Annotated in this window: 13 protein-coding genes; all 13 read right to left on the bottom strand. The window is 33.9% G+C overall.

Translation table 11 applies throughout. The features are described from left to right. Positions 1-119 precede the first annotated feature (119 nt). The 13 genes from cysK to OCV48_RS07855 all read right to left on the bottom strand — a co-directional run bounded on the left by cysK (position 120) and on the right by OCV48_RS07855 (position 19,955). Entirely contained in the window at positions 120-1,049 is a 930-nt protein-coding gene (gene cysK, locus OCV48_RS07915) for a cysteine synthase A (protein ID WP_147591607.1), read from the bottom strand. Positions 1,050-1,067: 18 nt separating this feature from the next. Then, positions 1,068-2,375, bottom strand: coding sequence for an O-acetylhomoserine aminocarboxypropyltransferase/cysteine synthase family protein (locus OCV48_RS07910; RefSeq protein ID WP_021983899.1), 1,308 nt, complete (start codon positions 2,373-2,375; stop codon positions 1,068-1,070). Between the two features lie 258 nt (positions 2,376-2,633). Further along, positions 2,634-3,074: an RrF2 family transcriptional regulator gene (locus OCV48_RS07905; RefSeq protein WP_021983898.1), complete on the bottom strand. Its 441-nt coding sequence runs from the start codon at positions 3,072-3,074 to the stop codon at positions 2,634-2,636. A gap of 22 nt (positions 3,075-3,096) precedes the next feature. After that, complete coding sequence (gene nifU / locus OCV48_RS07900) at positions 3,097-3,534, bottom strand: Fe-S cluster assembly scaffold protein NifU (RefSeq protein ID WP_021983897.1); 438 nt, start codon at positions 3,532-3,534, stop codon at positions 3,097-3,099. Positions 3,535-3,565: 31 nt separating this feature from the next. Next, positions 3,566-4,753, bottom strand: a complete 1,188-nt coding sequence (nifS, locus tag OCV48_RS07895; RefSeq protein WP_147591606.1) for a cysteine desulfurase NifS — start codon at positions 4,751-4,753, stop codon at positions 3,566-3,568. Positions 4,754-5,053: 300 nt separating this feature from the next. Beyond that, positions 5,054-7,588, bottom strand: coding sequence for a C1 family peptidase (locus OCV48_RS07890; RefSeq protein WP_147591605.1), 2,535 nt, complete (start codon positions 7,586-7,588; stop codon positions 5,054-5,056). 196 nt (positions 7,589-7,784) lie between these two features. Then, entirely contained in the window at positions 7,785-9,569 is a 1,785-nt protein-coding gene (locus tag OCV48_RS07885; RefSeq protein ID WP_147591604.1) for an alpha-amylase family glycosyl hydrolase, read from the bottom strand. A gap of 195 nt (positions 9,570-9,764) precedes the next feature. After that, on the bottom strand, positions 9,765-11,750 hold the full coding sequence (locus OCV48_RS07880) for a hypothetical protein (RefSeq protein ID WP_262559426.1): 1,986 nt from the start codon (positions 11,748-11,750) through the stop codon (positions 9,765-9,767). 389 nt (positions 11,751-12,139) lie between these two features. Further along, positions 12,140-12,982 (bottom strand): PAS domain-containing protein, encoded by an 843-nt coding sequence (locus OCV48_RS07875; protein ID WP_147591602.1) that lies wholly within the window; start codon positions 12,980-12,982, stop codon positions 12,140-12,142. A 161-nt stretch (positions 12,983-13,143) separates the two neighbouring features. After that, entirely contained in the window at positions 13,144-13,536 is a 393-nt protein-coding gene (locus OCV48_RS07870; RefSeq protein ID WP_262559425.1) for a hypothetical protein, read from the bottom strand. A 21-nt stretch (positions 13,537-13,557) separates the two neighbouring features. Further along, positions 13,558-14,115 carry a histidine kinase N-terminal 7TM domain-containing protein gene (locus OCV48_RS07865; protein ID WP_147591600.1) on the bottom strand — a complete coding sequence of 186 codons (558 nt, stop codon included), beginning with the start codon at positions 14,113-14,115 and terminating at the stop codon, positions 13,558-13,560. Further along, complete coding sequence (locus tag OCV48_RS07860) at positions 14,072-15,955, bottom strand: InlB B-repeat-containing protein (protein WP_262559424.1); 1,884 nt, start codon at positions 15,953-15,955, stop codon at positions 14,072-14,074. Before OCV48_RS07860 ends, OCV48_RS07865 begins: the two co-directional genes overlap by 44 nt. Positions 15,956-16,166: 211 nt before the next feature. Continuing rightward, complete coding sequence (locus OCV48_RS07855) at positions 16,167-19,955, bottom strand: alpha-amylase family glycosyl hydrolase (protein ID WP_147591598.1); 3,789 nt, start codon at positions 19,953-19,955, stop codon at positions 16,167-16,169. Positions 19,956-20,078 lie beyond the last annotated feature (123 nt).

Below are 20,078 nucleotides of genomic sequence, written 5' to 3'. Positions count from 1 at the left end.
TTAAAAGCTTTCGATTACTTAAATTATATTAGGGCATTTACGTTAATATGATAAAAGAATTACCACATTATAACCAAATTAATGTTTTACTTAGTTTAATATAGAAATTAAACTAATTTTTATTCAAATAATGCTGTTGAGTAATATCTGTCACCGCTGTCAGGTAATAAAGTAACAACTGTTTTGCCTTTATTCTCAGGCTGTGAAGCCCAGTCAACTGCTGCCTTTAATGCTGCTCCTGATGAAATACCTACAAGAATACCCTCTGTTTTAGCTATTTCTTTACCGAATGCAAATGCATCTTCATTCTCAACTGTAACGACTTTGTCATATATTTTTGTATTCAATGTATCAGGTACGAAACCTGCTCCAATACCCTGAATCTTATGTGCTCCTGATACACCCTGTGATAATACAGGTGAAGTTGCAGGCTCTACTGCAATAACTTCAACATCTGATTTCTTAGATTTTAAATATTCACCGACACCACTTACTGTACCACCAGTACCTACACCAGCTATAAATGCATCGATTTCGCCATCTGTATCATTCCATATTTCAGGACCTGTTGTCTTCTTATGTGCTGTTGGATTGGCAGGATTAACAAACTGGCCTGGTATGAAGCTATTAGGAATCTCCTTAGCCAGCTCTTCAGCCTTAGCAATTGCACCTTTCATACCTTTTGAACCCTCTGTAAGAACTAATTCAGCACCATATGCTTTAATAATATTTCTTCTCTCAACACTCATTGTCTCCGGAAGAACAATTATGAGTCTGTATCCTTTCGCTGCTGAAATAGCTGCTAAGCCGATTCCTGTATTTCCTGATGTAGGCTCAATAATTGTAGAACCCTCTTTAAGAAGTCCCTTGTTTTCAGCATCTTCTATCATTTCTCTCGCAATTCTGTCCTTAACACTTCCTGCCGGATTAAAATACTCTAATTTAGCAAGTAGTCTTGCCTGAAGATTGTATTTCTTTTCTATTCCTGTAAATTCAACTAATGGTGTATTACCTATTAATTCTAATGCACTTTTATATATTTTACTCATATTCTATACCTTCCTTTCTTAGTTTAAACTCTTAAATGCTTCATCTAAATCTTCAATAATATCATCAATGTTTTCTGTACCAATTGATAATCTAATTGTATTTGGTTTAATTCCCTGATCTAATAATTCAGCCTCGTTGCACTCTGAATGAGTTGTTGAAGCAGGGTGTATGGCTAATGACTTAACATCTGCTACATTTGCAAGAAGTGAGAACAGCTCGAGATTATCAATGAATTTCTGTGCTGTCTTAGCATCTCCTTTGATTTCAAATGTAAATATTGAACCACCACCATTTGGGAAATATTTCTTATAAAGTTCCTGCTGTTCTTTGTCTTCTGAGATTGATGGGTGATTTACTTTCTCAACTAATGGCTGATTCTTAAGATATTCAACTACCTTTAATGCATTTTCAACATGTCTCTCAACACGAAGTGAAAGTGTCTCAAGTCCCTGTAAGAAGATAAATGCATGAACAGGTGAAAGTGTTGCGCCTGTATCACGAAGAAGTATAGCTCTGATATATGTTACAAATGCTGCAGGTGCGCAGTCTTTTGCAAAGCTTACTCCATGATAAGATACATTTGGTTCTACTAACCATGGCCATTTATCACTCTTAGTCCAGTCGAATTTACCACCATCTACGATTACACCACCGATTGTTGTACCATGTCCACCGATGAATTTAGTAGCTGAGTGAATTACTATATCTGCGCCATGTTCAATTGGTCTTACCAGATATGGTGTTGCAAATGTATTGTCAACGATAAGTGGAATTTCTGCTTCATGAGCAATTGCTGCTATTCTCTCGATATCAACAACTTCTGAATTAGGATTACCCAATGTTTCAATCTCGATTGCTTTTGTATTCTCTTTAATAGCTGCCTTTATTCCATCATAATCAAATGGATCTACGAATGTTGTCTCAATTCCATAATCAGGAAGTGTATGTGCTAATAAGTTATATGTTCCACCATAAATGTTCTTAGCTGCTACGATGTGGTCACCTGCATGTGCAATTGCCTGAAATGCATAAGCAAGTGCTGCCGCTCCTGAACCAACTGCTAATGCTGCCACGCCACCCTCAAGTGCTGCTATTCTTGCTTCAAATACCCCCTGTGTAGGATTAGTAAGTCGTCCGTAAATATTTCCTGCATCTCTAAGGCCAAATCTGTCTGCTGCATGTTCGCTGTTATGGAATACATATGATGATGTAAGATAAATTGGAACTGCTCTTGCATCTGTAACTGGATCTGGTGATTCCTGACCAACGTGCAACTGTAATGTTTCGAATTTAAAATTTCTTTCAGCGTAAGTTTTTTTACTCATATCTTCTACCTCGTTTCCTTATTTTTTGTTGGTGTTGTTATAATGTGTAATTCCTATTTGATTACTAGGATTAACTGTTGAAGATATAATACAGCTCAATTCCTAGTTTGTCAATAGGAAATTGGATATTTATTTAATTTTTTACACCTTATAAATTTCTATACTAAAAAACACCTGCCAACACTCTTTCCAAAATATCCTCAAATATTTTAAAAATATGTATTATGCAGGTGTTACCTTACTTTATTATATATTTAGTTATATATAATACTCAACATCTCCGTTCTTTTTCTTCTGTATCTCCACTAAATCTGCAAGTGTTATTCCATCAACCACACTGTTAATCGCATCATTTAATTTCTTCCATACCTCTAACGTTGCACATTGGGGTTCTCTCTCACATACACCATTCTCATCATCAAGACAGGCTACCGGTGAAAGACTTCCCTCTGTAAGTCTAAGAATCATGCCAACTGTGTACTTCTCAGGTTTCATTTTTAATGAATATCCACCCTGTGGACCTCTTTCACTCTTCACAAAGCCGGCTTTATTTAATACTGATATAATCTGTTCAAGATATTTACCTGATATATTCTGTTTTGCAGCTATATCTTTTATACTTATTGGTTTGTTTGGTTCACAAAGCGCTAATTGAAGCATAAGCCTCAGCGCATATCTTCCTCTTGTTGAAATCTTCATATTATCCTCATTTCTAAAGCTTTTAATAATCTTCTTCCTCTTCGCCCTCGCTAATATCTGTCTTAGGCTTCTCAAGTCCCTCTATTTTAATATTATTTTTCTCTGCGTAATCCCAGAGTGCTGCATGAATTGCTTCTTCAGCTAAGAGTGAACAATGCACCTTTACAGGTGGAAGTCCATCAAGTGCCTCCATTACAGCTTTATTAGTTATCTGTAATGCTTCATTAATATTTTTACCTTTAACAAGCTCTGTTGCCATACTACTTGTTGCTACTGCTGCACCACAACCAAATGTTTTGAATTTACAATCTCTTATAATTTGATTTTCATCAATATCTAAATATATTCTCATAATGTCACCACATTTTGCATTACCAACTGTACCGACTCCACTTGCATTCTCTATCTCACCTACATTTCTTGGGTGTTGAAAATGATCCATAACCTTTTCGCTATACATATTCTATCCTTCTTTCTTCTTATATTATCTGTTATCTTGCCTGTTTCTTTACAAAATCTTCGTAAAGAGGTGACATACTTCTAAGTCTCTCTACGATACCTTTTAACTTGTCCACTACAAAATCTGCATCTTCCATAGTAGTATCCTCAGAAATTGTAAGTCTTAATGAACCATGTGCTATTTCATGAGGAAGTCCGATTGCAAGTAATACATGCGACGGATCTAATGCTCCTGATGTACAGGCAGAACCACTTGATGCACATATTCCAAAAGAATCTAACATTATAAGCATTGATTCTCCCTCAATAAACTGAAAACTGAAGTTAATATTATTAGGCAGACGTCTTTCTCTGTCTCCATTAAGTCTTGTGTAAGGTATCTCATTCATTACTCTTTCGATAATATGATTTCTTACTTCTATTTCCTTTGCTGTTCTCTCTTTCATATTTCCAACTGCGATTTCAGTTGCTTTAGCGAGACCGATTATTCCAGGTACATTTTCTGTTCCGGCTCTTCTGCTTCTCTCCTGTGCACCACCATGTACAAACGATCTTATCTTAACACCTTTTCTTATATAAAGAAAACCTATTCCCTTTGGTCCATTTATCTTATGACCACTTACTGATAGCATATCTATGTTCATTTCTTCTACATCAATTGGAACCTGTGTAAATGCCTGAACTGCATCTGTATGGAATAACACGCCATGCTCTTTAGCAATCTTGCCAATTTCTGCTATAGGCTCAATTGTTCCTATCTCATTATTTGCAAACATTATTGAAATAAGAATTGTATCAGGTCTGATAGCTTCTTCTAATTGTTTCAAATCAACGATACCATTCTCATCTACATCAATATATGTTATCTCATATCCACGTTTCTCAAGATAATCACATGTATGAAGAATTGCATGATGTTCAATCTTCGATGTAATAATATGGCGGCCTTTATTAGCATAAGCCTCAGCAGTTGCTTTCAAAGCCCAGTTATCACTCTCTGAACCGCCCGCTGTAAAGTAAATGTTTGCTGTATCTGTATTAATTGCTTTCGCAATTGTCTCTCTGGCTGTAGTAATATCCTTCTTATTCTGTGAAGATATACTGTAAATACTTGATGGATTACCAAATTTCTCTGTGAAATAAGGTAACATTGCATCTAAAACTTCTGGTTTAACAGGTGTAGTTGCTGCATTATCCATATAAATAATTTTTTTATCCATAATAAAATAAACCTCCATTCTGAAGTATAAGAATTCAAAGACTAGTAAATAATATGAACTTCTTAGGCTTATACCTACTTTTACAGTATTTCATATTGTATTACTATGATATGAAATATCATATATCCACTTACAGTATTTGTCAAGTATCAAAAGATTATTACTGAATTGTTGAATTTGCTTATTTTTCAAAGAAATTAGCCTGTTATAGAATTTATCAAAAGGCTTATTGATAAACGATTATCTATAAGCCTTTCCTATTCATGTATACATCAATTGCTATTTATATACTTTGAATTATTATTTTTTATAATTTTTAATCCATTTTCCATCTGAGCCAACGTAATACTTTCCACCATCTACCCATTCAGAAATCGCCATTGTTCCATCTGCCTTTACGTAATATGTACCACTTATCCATTTTGATGTCTGCATTATTCCATCAGCATTTACATAATACCATTTGCTTCCAATTTTAAGCCATTTTGAAACCTGCATTATTCCATTGGCATTTACATAATACCATTTACCATTGGTTTTTATCCACCTAGATGTCAGCATTACTCCTTTTTTATCAAAATAATAACTTTTATTTCCTATCTTAAGCCATTTTGAAGTCTGTACTGTTCCATTCTTAAGATAGTACCATTTTCCTGATAATTTCAGCCATTTTGTATCCTTTACCCAGATACCTTTACCATCAACATAGTATCTGCCATTATCTACTATCTCAGATGTTGCCATACTACCATCTGCTTTTACATAATATCTGCTGCCTATCCACTTTGAAGTCTGCATTACTCCGGATTTATCAAAATAATAATATTTTGTACTGATTTTAACCCATTTAGAAGTCTGCATTGCTCCGGTCTGGTCCACGTAATACCATTTTGCTCCGGATTTAATCCACTTTGATGTCTGCAGCTCACCATTTGAATTATAATAATACCATACATTATTTATTTTCTGCCATCCTTTTATTGGAATGTCGATAACTACAACCTGTACTGTTGAATAATCAGAATAAATTCTTTCACCCGAAAAAGTCTTGTATGCTCTTACTTTATAATAGTATTTTTTTCCGCATCTGACCGAATTGTCCACATATGAATTGTCAGTAAAGCTTCCTAACATATTGTATGTTCCATTTTTCTCAGTACTTCTGAACAGTTCATATCCTTCTGCTCCATCTACATTCTGCCATTCAAGCCTTGCACTGTTATTATCCGTTGATTCAGCTTTAGTTATCTGTGGCACAGATAATTTGTCTGATACTTTGCTTGTGAATGCCTTTATGCACATATTTATGCTGTATTTTTTTAAATATGTTTCATACATATCCACTAATTTTCCTGATGGTGCATAATAACTTTCATTATTACGTGATACACTGGTAATTCCAGCAGTAGCAGAATATATATATGAGTAATCCATTGATGTCTCATCATCAAATGTAATCACGATAGCAAATGTATCACCCTCATCTAGTTTAACTGTGCTCGGCATATTTACTGTATAATAACCTGCAAATGTTGTCTTTCCTGTAACCGGTGTATCAAGTAACGGTGTTCCACTCTCAGGATTATCTGTATTTCCTGTTATTGTACCATTAGCATCTTCAACATTAAGTGCAGGATTCTTATAAATCTGGATTGAATAAGATGTATTTGCATCCTTAACACTAAATGCTACAGCATCAAGTTTCTGTGTTCCTGTGCCCTTCTTTACAGTAAATACATTTGCATATTTATTGGCTAATATAAAATCTGCTCCTGTAGAACCCATAAGACCATAACCAATTTCTGTATTACCATCATACTGGTAATTATAATCATATGAATCCTTCTTAGCGACTTCATAATATGTTGCATTTCCTGATTTAGCACTTAAATCATAGTAAGATATCCACATATATCCGCCATTAGTTCTGTAATTGTATGAACCCCAGCTATTCTTAATCAGCCATGCACCATCTCCCTCAGGCACATACACTTTTCCATTTGAATCTGTGGATTTGAAATTATCCCTACTGATTGTGTCGTCCCAACCCACAATCGTTACTGCATGATTGGTAGATTTAATCTCATAATTATAATAATATTCGTTATTAGCATAATTGTCAGAATCATAATAATACATACTTGCTGCACCATTTTCCATAACAGCTTTCTTAACGTAATCTCTGTCCTGCATGTTTATCTGTCTGACACCAGTTAATATATATTGCAATTTTGATGCATCATAGCTATATGTTGTAGCTGTTGCACCCGGATAAACACAGTCGCTTTCATTTACCATACCTGCCCACTTACTCATAGCTCTGAATACCATAGTCTGATTACCACCTCTGCTTAATGCGGCAGTCATATCATCAGTATATGTATTATCGCCATCCGTTCCACCTAATGGGTCAACAAATGTTCTGTCATCAAATGCCATATATACAACATTATATTCTGACATATCAAGTGTGTCTTTATTATCAGCTACACCATGGCTTAATGCTGTAGATTCCATGGCTGCAATTGCCGCAAAAGCCCAACATGTTCCCCATCTTCCCTGATTCCTTACAGGCGTTACATATCCATAATCCCTTGAGTCATATTTAGCAGGAATAGCTGCCGCCTGACATAGTCCTTCATTGCTTTCTGTGACATCTAATCTTGGTGCAACATAACCATTGTCTATGTAACCATATGCTTTATCATAAGTTACATATTCATTATCATCGTCTGTTGCCTTCGCAATCATACCCTGAAAATTAACTGTCGATATAAATGTCATTGTTGCCAGGGTTATTGCAAAAAATCGCTTAAAATACTTTCGTTTTACCATATGAGCACCTCTCTTTAATGATATAGTTCAGTCTGATTTCGTTCCAATTCAACTTCTTTAATTATACCATATCTGGTGCCAATAATCTCTAATTATTTCATATTTTGCCAAACTATTTTTAGTAAAAACCTTTAAACTAAATCCATAGTCAATAAGCCATTTAACGTTCTGATTAATCTCACTTATATCCATATCTTTATCTAAAACTCTTAGCCCAGTTAACCAATGAATCATGATAAATATTTTCTGCAACATCCTTCTTCATCTGATCTGTTACCGGACCATTACTTGCTAATTTACCTAAAATGACATTCTGAAGTTCTGTTACTGTCATATCTTCATAAGGCTTGCTCATATCAACTTCTACAACTTCGATTTTATCAGAATTCAGATTATTAGAGCCTGCTTCTGTTGAATCTGTCTTATCTTTATTCATCTTAACCGATTGCTCTTTACTTTCACTATCTGCTTTATTCTCTGACTTAGTATTATTATCTGACTCATAATCTGGCTTAACGTCTGACTTTGTGTAATTCGTATTATCTAATCCAGGAACCTGTTTACCTTCTGACTTCTTTACATCCACCTTCTTCGCAGTCTTTACAGCTACAGGTTTGAGGTCGGCTATCTTCATATAATCCGGAAGCCATATTTCCCCTGAATTAGCTTCGAGTTTAATATTAATACAACCATTCTCGACTTTAACTCTCTGGCCTGTAAGTGCACCATAATACTCATCAGCGCTGCCTGCACCAACTGTAATATCCGCCTCATGGTCTGCATTATTAACTGTTATCACAACTGTGTCTCCATCCAGGTTTCTTGCAAATGCATACTGTTCATTTGTAAGCAGTCTCTCCTGATAATCACCATATGATAATGCCTTTACATTCTGTCTTATTTTACCAAGTGCTGCAACAAGACTTGTACAACTGTTTTTCTTAATTGCATCTTTATAATCATCCAGATTAATTGCCGGCCTCAATGAATCATCAGAAGACTTCTCTTTACGTCCTTCAATTCCAAATTCTGAACCATAATAAATTGATGGAATACCTGGAAGTGTATACAGAAGAACATGTACAGGCGAAAACTGTGCCTTATTATTAAGCTTTGTATATATTCTCTCAACATCATGATTATCTACAAAATTATATAATTTAAGTCCCTCGGGGCTGTTTCCACCCATACTATATAAACGTCTTACTGTATGTGCAATCTCGAAATAGTTATGGTCATTATGTCCCGAAAAAAGTGCTTTGTGTAACTGGTAGTTAGTTACTGAATGAAGTGTTCCTTCATTAACCCATCTATTATAATCTCCATGAATTACTTCGCCCATCAGCCAGAATTCCGGTTTTACTTCATTTGCAACCCTTCTAAGCTGATGCATAAATCCAAAATCGAGTACATCTGCCGCATCTAATCTGATACCATCAACATCAAATTCTGATACCCAGTATCTGATTACATCACAGATATAATCCTGAACTGCAGGATTTTGCTGATTCAGTTTAACCAGGAGGTTATATCCTCCCCAGTTATCATAGGAGAATCCGTCATTATACTCATTATTTCCCCAGAAATTCACGTTACAATACCAATTTTTATATTGTGAATTTTCTCTATTCTTCTGAATATCTTTAAATGCGAAAAAATCTCTTCCTGTGTGGTTGAATACACCATCAAATATTACTCTTATGCCCTGTTTATGACATTCCTTAACATATTTTTTTAAGTCTTCATTTGTTCCAAGTCTTGAATCTAACTTCTTATAATCCGTTGTCTCATAACCATGTCCAACTGATTCAAAAAGAGGTCCTATATACAATGCATTACATCCAATTTCCCTGATATGTTTAATCCATGGAATCAAATTGTTTAATCTATGTTCCGGCTCCTTATATTCGTTCTGTTTTGGAGCATTTGCTAATCCTAACGGATAAATGTGATAAAATATTGCCTCGTCATACCATGCCATGTTTCTAATTCTCCTTTAACTCAATGTTATTCATAATATATTTTACTGGGATTAACAAATAATTCAAGTCAAACTTTAGTATAAATTATTCTTTCAGCAACGTAACCTTATATAACTGACAAGGACCATTAACATATCATTTAAAATATGTTAATAGTCCTTTGATATTTTAATAATTATATTAATATCTTTTGTCTATTTCTTATATCCTTTAATCCATTTTCCATCAGAGCCAACATAGTATTTACCACCGTCAACCCATTCCGAAATTGCCATCGTTCCGTCAGCTTTTACATAATATGTTCCGCTTATCCATTTAGATGTCTCCATTATGCCGTCTTTATCAAAATGATACCATTTCTTACTTATCTGTACCCATTTTGACTTCTGAACTTTACCTGATACTATATAATACCATTTATCGCCTGACTTAAGCCACTTAGTTCCTTTATCCCATTTGCCATCTTTACCAACATAATAATTACCTTTGTCGACAAATTCTGAGATTGCCATTGTTCCATCAGCTTTTACGTAATAGTTTCCGCCTATCCATTTAGATGTCTCCATTATGCCGTCTTTATTAAAGTGGTACCATTTCTTGCCTATCTGCATCCATTTTGACTTCTGAACTTTACCTGATACTATATAATACCATTTACCACCTGACTTAATCCACTTAGTTCCTTTATCCCATTTGCCGTCTTTACCAACATAATAATTACCTTTGTCGACAAATTCTGAGATTGCCATTGTTCCGTCGGCTTTCACATAGTAGTTTCCATTTATCCATTTAGATGTCTGCATTACGCCGTTTGCATCTACATAGTACCATTTTGTTCCTGATTTAATCCATTTAGATACCTGTTTAACACCTGTCTTATCATAATAATACCAGTTATCATCTACTTTCTGCCAGCCGGTAAGTATGACATCTTCCATTGGTTTAACCGGAACTTCTTTTACTATAACATAGTTGCCCCAGTATTCATTATACGTAAGTTCTTCCGTTTCAACTTTTGTTCCGTTGATGTACACATTCATATTTTCCGAATTATCATCAAATACCTGTCCATTTCTTGGACTTACACTAAATCTCATCATATAACACACATCTTTTGATATAACATGTCCGGCTTTAACTAAATACCATGAATTGCCATCTCCTACATAAATTAAATGTGTGTTCACTATGTTCAGATAATAAATATCATTCGCAATTACACCTGTTATCTCATTTTTAAACTGGTCAGCTGCTTCTCCACCATCTGCACCCTCCTTAAATTTACTCCATGCAGAATAATCAACCGTCAGGTAAATATCTCTGGTTATTGCATTCGTTTTAAATTTATATTCAAGAATCAAATCAGAGCCATCCATTCTGCAGCTGCTAGTACTATAATTTGTATCATTTACTATATATTTACCATTGTACTCTTTAGTTTTATCATCAACCGAAAATTTATAACCTTTATTTGGTGTAAGTGTTAATGCCAGTTTATATGTAGAATTCTCTTTAAATACATCTCCGGCTTTAAATTCTGAATCATTATCACAAGTCCACTCTAACTTGCTTATCTCAAATGCTACGTTTTTACTCTCAATAGATGTTTTAGAAGTACGACCGGCTTTTACTTTACCTGTAGCAATTTCAAAATCTGTAATATTTATAGCTTCCGGACGTGCAGCCGGTGCGAAAGGAATATCTAATTCAATACGGTAACATTTCCAGTATTCGTTGTAACTCAATAAAATAGGTGTCACCTTTACACCATTTAAATATACAGTTATATTATTCTTATTCCTGTTAAAATTATATTGATTTTTAGGATCTACTATAAAATGACATCTGTATTTTTTCCCTTCTTCAATCGCATCTCCTTCCTTCACAGCCTCTGAACTTGAACCGTCCACATACTTTAACGCTGTATTAAGAATATCTACACTATACATGTCTTTATTTGCTTCTCCAACATCCAATGCATCGCATAACAGCTGTCTTTCTGCTGCCATGGCATCCTGTCCGACCTGATATAGCGTCCATGCTGATTTGTCAATTGTCAGATAAATTTCATTAAGAATCACGTTCTCTGTTTCTTCTGCGTGTGCAATTGCCGGTAATATCCCGATTATCATCGCTAACGCCAGAAAAAAACTCATTAATTTGCTTAATCTTTTTTTCATATAATTCCTCCTCGTCTTCGAACGATTATTCATATAAACCTGCATGTTTCATGCATACAGTTCCACGAAAAAACTTCAACTCAATTAATTTTCATACCATTTACTCTTATCCTGTCAAATGTATATGCTATATAGAGTATTATATAAGAAAAAGTCTATTAATACCCTATCAGTTTTAATAGTCTTTATTCTTAATTACACAATTTTCCAAGTGGTCTCTTGCAAATCTCTGGTCTTCTACTATAAGCACTCTTTTCATTCGGTCTCCATTCTGAAATTATTGCTTTTTATTCATTTCTGCTTTAAACAATTTCATTGAATATTTATATCTAAGGTTTATGCCGGTTTTACTACGTGCAAAACACATTATAATTACTGCTCTGTCATTTTTATGCATTTCCCATATCAGAAGTTTTCAAACCAATATTTATAATTAATTCCGGTATACTCTGTATCTTCATATATCCACCAGCTTCTTCTAGCTTCTGCCTTATATTCGATAACCCTCCACCTTCAATTATGTTTTTATCAGGCTGTTTACCATTATTTCTAATACGGATATTATAATAACATATAGCATTTTTTCTATATAATGACTCATCATTTACAATGTCCTTCGTTACTTCAACAGTTAAACGATTTGCTTTTACGTCTTCTTTAAGTTTTTCATTATCTGCATCTAATTGTATCATAGATTTATAGATTTCTGTAACATTTGTTGCCAAAATCTGACTATATTTTTCATTACATTTTATCGCGAGTTCTTCTTTTGCGAAAATCCATATTTCATTTTCAGAAAATATGTAAATATTCTCTCCATATATCGCTTCTGCCGAATTATCCGCTGAATTATACTGCATAGTTAATTGCATTTCGCCTGACTCATCTTTTGAAGTTCTCTTTAACTTAATATCATTTGGAGGATTATTTAAAGCATTTTCTAATTCCATAAGATTTTGAACGTTACTCCCTATAAGTCTTCTACCTAATTCATGCATTTTACGATTGCATAATACTACCTTTCCATATTTGTCAAAAAAACATATGCCACTTGGCAGATTGTCTAATCCTTCCTTTATAGAATTAGAATTTATCTGATTATTATTAATATTATGTATCTTATATAATCTATATATGCCATAAATCAGATTAACGCCATACCATATTATGGTTGCCGCATATAAGCAGGATAATCCTGTGCTGCTTAATAAAATTCTATTTTTATATCTCATGCATCCCTTCATTGTTATATTATCATTTGCTTTTAACCCACCTAATAATGTGACCATTAAAAAATTAATCATTAAAATTATTATTTTTGCAAACAATTTATATGTCAAATGTAAATGTCTGTAATAATCTAGCTCTTCAAATATATCGTATAGTTGTCCACTTACAATGGCAGGTATTTCACTTTGAATTCTATATTATCGCTGTTGTAATGAATGTTATTATCTGACTTATAACATACGTTTCCTTCGTTATCAACAATCTTAGCCTCTATAGTTGATATTTCAAATAATTTATCATATCTGGAATTTGACTGTATAAGCCCGCATTGTATGCAGCTCTCAAATATTGCAGTAAAGAACAGGCAGCAAAATACTGTCATATCGCCTAAAACTATTCTTAATCCATTAACTTCCGAAATGTACAATCCCATATATACAAATAAAATTACAAGTGGCAATATTGGTCTCCACATTATTTTTCTTGTATTTGGGACTCTGGACTTTATCACAATAATTACTAATGCACTTATAGCACAACCAATACACCATATCATTACCACTCCGTATCCTGTTGCTTAACTATACTTTGAATCCGACCATACACTTCCATTCTCCGGAAATGCAAACATCTTCTGATGAAGGTCATTTGTCAGGACAAATACTATCGCTATAATAGTCGGGATATATAGGGCTCCTGTCCATTCAGGCAATTTATAATCCTCAGCTTTACCTAATGACATTGCTGTTAAAAGCCCTAAAAATGGTATGCCTAAAAGTGGTATATGGTACATATACCACAGATACCTTGACGCATTTATATTGTCTACAATGAAATATTTTATTGTTCTTATCATAATCCAGAATATCATAAGTCCAGCTATACTTATAAGATAGTGTTGAACCTGTTTCTGAATTATTCTTCTCTTAATAGACCTGCCCCATAGATAAAATATTGTGATGTATATGTATGTTCTTAAAGATCCTGCTAACTGGAATATTTCAAATTCAAAATCACACATTCTGCACAAATAGGCCATAAAAACGGCAAGTCCAAGAAGAAGCATTTTCTTTTTGTGGATTATATTCGTTTTATCTGCCATATTCCTTAATCCATTTGCCATCGGCACCGACATAATATTTTCCTGTATCAACCCATTCAGAAATTGCCATTGTTCCATCGGCCTTAACATAATATTTTCCACTAATCCATTTTGATGTCTGCATTACTCCATCTGCATCAAAATAGTACCATTTGCCATTTATATTAAGCCATTTAGACATCTGGACTCTGCCAGAAACTATATAGTGCCACTTGTTGTTTACTTTAAGCCACTTTGTAGTCTTTATCCATCTGCCATTCGCATCTACATAATATTTACCAGAGTCAACAAAACCTGAAACCGCCATTGTGCCATCAGATTTAACATAATATTTGCCACTAATCCATTTTGATGTCTGCATTACTCCATCTGCATCAAAATAGTACCATTTGCCATTTATCTTTTGCCATTGTGATGTTAACATTGCTCCATCTGAACCAAAATAATACCACTTTTTACCTTGCACCAACCATTTATTCTTCTGAACTGTACCTGTTATCACATAATACCACACATTATCTGCCATAACCCATTTTGTAGTATATACAAATCTTCCCTGTGAATCCACATAATGGTTTCCATTATCGACTATTTCTGAAACCGCCATCGCTCCATCTTCTTTGACATAATATTTATTATCTATCCACTTTGATGTATCCATAATTCCTTCTTCGTTAAAATGATACATCTTACCATCAATCTCTTTCCATCCGATTATCATAGATTCATCAACATATCTATATTCAGCTGTTATCTCAACATCATTATCAGGCATTACAAATGTAGTTGTTGCATTATTTTCATCATTAAATACCACGTTTCCATCTGAACATACCCATTTATCAAACACTTTACCCTTTGCCGGATTATCTGCAACCAATGTAATTAATTTATCCTTTTCAGATACGGATATTGCATTATTCAAATCATCATAAGTTGTTCCATTATTCACTTTTATATCATAATCGACGACACCTGTTCCCGGAGCCGGTGCATCGATATATATGTAATACATATCCCAATTACTATTATATGAGATATCTCTAACTGCCACTTTTTCACCATTCAGATAAATATTCATCTCTGATGTAATGCTGTCAAATGTATAATCTCCTGTTCTTAAAACTGTTATGCACATCACATACTGCGCATCTAATAGTATTCTTCCTTTCAGATTATAGTTTATATATGAATTATTTAATTGTCCAAGAAATGAATTATTCCTGTCAATACAATATCTGTCACTATCTTTGCTATCTACATTAATTACTTCATCAGCAAACTGCTTACTTGCCTTAGTTGCATATTGTCCAATTATATATTTGGTCCATACTTCTTTATCAAGTGTAAAGTATAAATCTTTGATTACATTATCAGTCTTAAATGTTATTTCTAAAACCAGACTGTTATCTTCCATTCTGTCTGATACATTGTCGTACTTTACCCATACGAAATAGCTTCCATTATATTTTAATCCACCATCTGTCATTTCTGTTGTGAATTCATAATTATCATTAGGGGTAAGTCTTAATATGAGTGTATATGTAGAATTTCCATTAAATACATCACCTGCTTTGAATTCCGAATCTTCTTCGCACTTCCACTCCACATCAGTTATCTTAAACATATTGTTATAATTACTAATAATAGTCGGAGCAATATTACCAACCCTTGGTGCATCAACTGTATTGATTGTAAAATCTTTTATGTATTGCTTCTCCTGTATACCGGTTTCATTGTTATCTAATTCATTATCATTAACTTCTGCTGCTTCGCACACATATTTTCCACTATAAAAGCTTACTGATAACGTACCCGCAAATATAGCTGCCATAAATATGTATTTCATAATTCTCACTACTGTGTTTCTCATATTTTTCATCTCCCATATCTTCCAAATGTATTACTATTTTTAAGTTATATATCAATCTATATACTTATATACTTTTATACCATAAAAGCGATGAAAAATCTATATACCAGACTTCTCATCGCCTTTATTATTTCTAATTTTGCTTTATTGTTACTTAGTCTATGTCAGTTGATACTAACAGTTTCTAAATCACCTTGCTAAAATTATCAGACTATTTCTTATATCCTTTAATCCATTTACCATCAGAACCGACATAATATTTTCCACCGTCAACCCACTGTGAAACTGCCATTGTTCCATCGGCTTTTACATAATATTTTCCGCCAATCCATTTTGAGGTCTGCATTACTCCAGATGCATCGAAATAATACCATTTGCTGTTTATGTTAACCCATTTAGACTGCTGGATTTTTCCTGATATCATATAATACCATTTGCTATTTATCTTGAGCCACTTTGTAGATTTAATCCATTTACCATCAGAACCGACATAATATTTTCCACCGTCAACAAGTGTTGAAACTGCCATTGTTCCATCGGCTTTTACATAATATTTTCCACCAATCCATTTTGAAGTCTGCATTACTCCGGATGCATCGAAATAATACCATTTGCTATTTATCTCAACCCATTTAGACTGCTGGACTTTTCCTGATATTATATAATGCCATTTTCCGTTAATTGTAAGCCATTTTGTTGTCTTAACCCATTTACCACTGGCATCTACATAGTATTTATTATTATCTACTAACTGTGATATTGCCATTGTTCCATCGGCATTAACATAGTATTGTCCACTTATCCATTTTGAGGTCTGCATTACTCCGGATGTATTAAAGTAATACTTTTTGCCATTTATTGATTTCCAGCCAGTTACAACTTTTCCATCTTCGTAATAATACCAATAATCTCCTTTATTTACCCAGCCAGATTTTGTATCTGAAGTTGTTTTTGTATATACGTATATAACTTCTATTGTATTATCACCGAATGTTCCACTTGCATTATCTGGTTTTGTCTGCAATTTATATCCATTAAATGTCTTTGCCTCTGATGAATATTTTTCACCAGTTTTTCCTGACAATTTCTGAATATCTAATATATTACCTTCGGTATCCACATACTTGACATATACTACACCATTCGTGTCTACCGTCTTAATATATCCACTTACATCATAGTAACCACTGTTTACAAATTCAAAATCTGCTGTCTGATTTCCATTACCATCATTAAAGATGATCATCAATTCTTTATCTGTTGATGTATATTCATAGCCATATATTCCATCGCCTAAATCTAACATCTTACTTCCTGGCCACGCCTTACCTACTGCTTTGTCACCACTAAACATGTATATATTAATATCAGAACCCCATCCATCAGGCTTCTTGAAATATATGCCGTTGGTTATTACCGGAATCTGCTTTGCTGTTACATATACTTTTATCGTAGCTTTATATCCATTAAATGTAGTTACTGTAATATTTGCTGAACCATCTCTTACAGCAGTAATAATTCCTGCATTACTTACAGTTGCTACCTGTGTATTATCCGAAGACCACTTAACAGTCTTATTTGTTGCATTAGCCGGACTAACCGTTGCTGTTATCTTCTCTGTGTTTCCTTCCTCTAATATTACAGAAGTCTTATCCACAGAAATTCCCGTTGGTTTAATTATATTAGGATTTTCTGAAACTGTAACATTCACCGTTGCAGTCAATCCGTTAACTGTTTTAGCAGTTATTACTGCTGAACCTTTTCCCACACCAGTAATTCGTCCACCACTAACAGTTGCTACTGAATTATTACTTGATGACCATGAAACTGTCTTGTATGTTGCATCTGCTGGACTTACAGTTGCTGTAACAGCCTCAACATTTCCTTCTAATAATGATACTGAAGTTTTATTTAATTTTATGCTTGTAGGGTTTACTACATTTATTTCAATTGGCTCAATTAATTCCTCTTTTCCACCATCTGTAAGATATTTACCATTTGTAATTACTCTTCCTGGTGCTGGAGTTTTTTTCGTATCTAATACATATACTGCAAGATTACCTTTTCCAGATACAGTAGCTGTTAATGTTCCATCAGTTACATTTTTAACAGTTCCTGTAACAGCGTCTACATATTTACCATTAGGAATTCCTGTAAATGTTGAATCCCCTGAAATACTTACAAGACAAAAACTATCTGTTTTATCGTCTGTATATCTTCTCTTGAATGATAATTCACCTGAACATCCTTCTGTTGAATACTGACCTTTTCTAAGAGCAGGTATTGCCTGACGAAGTCTGTTTAATCTCTGGATGTGCTGTGATAATGGATGCTTTAATGTATCACCTACTGCACCACTTACATTACCATATTCACCAAATCCAACTGATGTAACTGTTCCTTCAATATTATCTCCATAATATGCACGTCCTGTTTCTGCAAGTGCAATATTTGGACCTTTATCAATAACTGCGCCTTTCTGGAATTCTGTCTCTGTACCATAGTAAATACAAGGAATACCTCTGAATGTAAACATTAATGAAAGGTTTTCTGCCCATGTATCCTGAGGCTGATCAAATCTTTTATCCTCTGGAGCTCCGTCAGGGGCATAATCATGTGAATCTACATATGTAACATTCCATGTAGCATCATTATAGTATTTATCACCATTTACAGCTACTGAGAAAGCATTTTGTGCTGTTTTAAATGACCAATGCATTGGGAAGTCAATAACATTTAATCCTGAAAATTCGCTATAATCAGGTGTATGATATGTATTTCCATTTAATAATGCATTCTGGCTTGTTGGCTGTTCGTCTATATTATCTGCATTATCCTTTGTTGCCTGAATTGCTGAATTGTAGTTTACCTCCCAATCGGTATCACTCCATTCATAATCCTTTGATTCCTTCCATGTATAGTATGGTGTTGACATAGATGGAGACTGTCTGTACCAATAATTACCATTATCTCTTGTACATACCTCTCCAAACATATAGAAGTCTTTACCGTTTCTCTTTCCTGCCTTCATAAATGCATCATTAAATACTTTATTGAATGTAAGTCGGCTGATATGTCTTACTGTATCTACTCTGAAGCCATCAACACCCATATCAATATATTTAGAATATGCATCTACAAGATAATTATATACTATCGGATTCTCTGTATTTAAATCTACACAGTCACCGGCTATCTGTGCTATCTGACATGTATAATCATCCCAGTTAAAATTACCATAATGGTGATATAGATTATTAACATCATGATTCACACCATCAGTATTCTTCATAAGCGCAAGTCTTGCTGCGTATTGAGCTGCAGGTGTTAAGCTATTATAATTACTTGGTAAGCCTGAACCTTCAATAACCTGTAAACAATCAGGTGAACTTAAATCACCCTCTTTGTTAAACATTGGTATCAGATTTGCTTCACCAAAGTTACCTGTATGGTTAAATACAACGTCCTGAATAATCTTCATTCCTCTTGCATGTACTGCATCTATCAAATCCTGATATGTACAATCATCTGATTCATATCTTGGATCAACTTTGCTGAAGTTAATTGCATGATAACCATGATAATCATAACCACTGCAATTCTCTACAACTGGTGTAATCCATATTGCTGTAAAGCCTAACGCTTTAATATAATCCAGTTTTTCAATAAGTCCCTTAAAATCGCCCCTCCAGGCTGGATCGTTCAAATTATACTGTGTTCCATCCCAGCACTGAACGTCATTACTTTCATCACCATTATAATATCTGGTAACCATTGCAAAATAAATGGATTCATCACGAAAATCCGTTCTTGAATTTGCAAATATAACATTTCTGTCTTTACCTGACAGTACATCTGTCGATGCTGCCTCAGCCTTAACTACATTAGCTTTCTGCTTGTAAAAGTCTAACCCATAACCATTTAATACAAAGGTAGACACCGCTAACATAAATGCTATTGTTTTTTTAGCGGTTTTAAAAAAAATCTTTTTCTTTTTCATTAATTTTTTCCTTTCTTTATATTTTTATATACCTTCATTTCAATTATATCGATGTTGCACAATAAAATCAAGCATTGTTTTAAAATTTTGTTAACTTTTTTTAAATTTACTTGTTATTTTTTA

The sequence above is a fragment of the Bovifimicola ammoniilytica genome (assembly GCF_025567085.1).
Classification (GTDB): Bacteria; Bacillota; Clostridia; order Lachnospirales; family Lachnospiraceae; genus Bovifimicola; species Bovifimicola ammoniilytica.
Note: the sequence above shows the minus strand (reverse complement) of the source record. Positions and strands in the feature narration are given on the sequence as shown.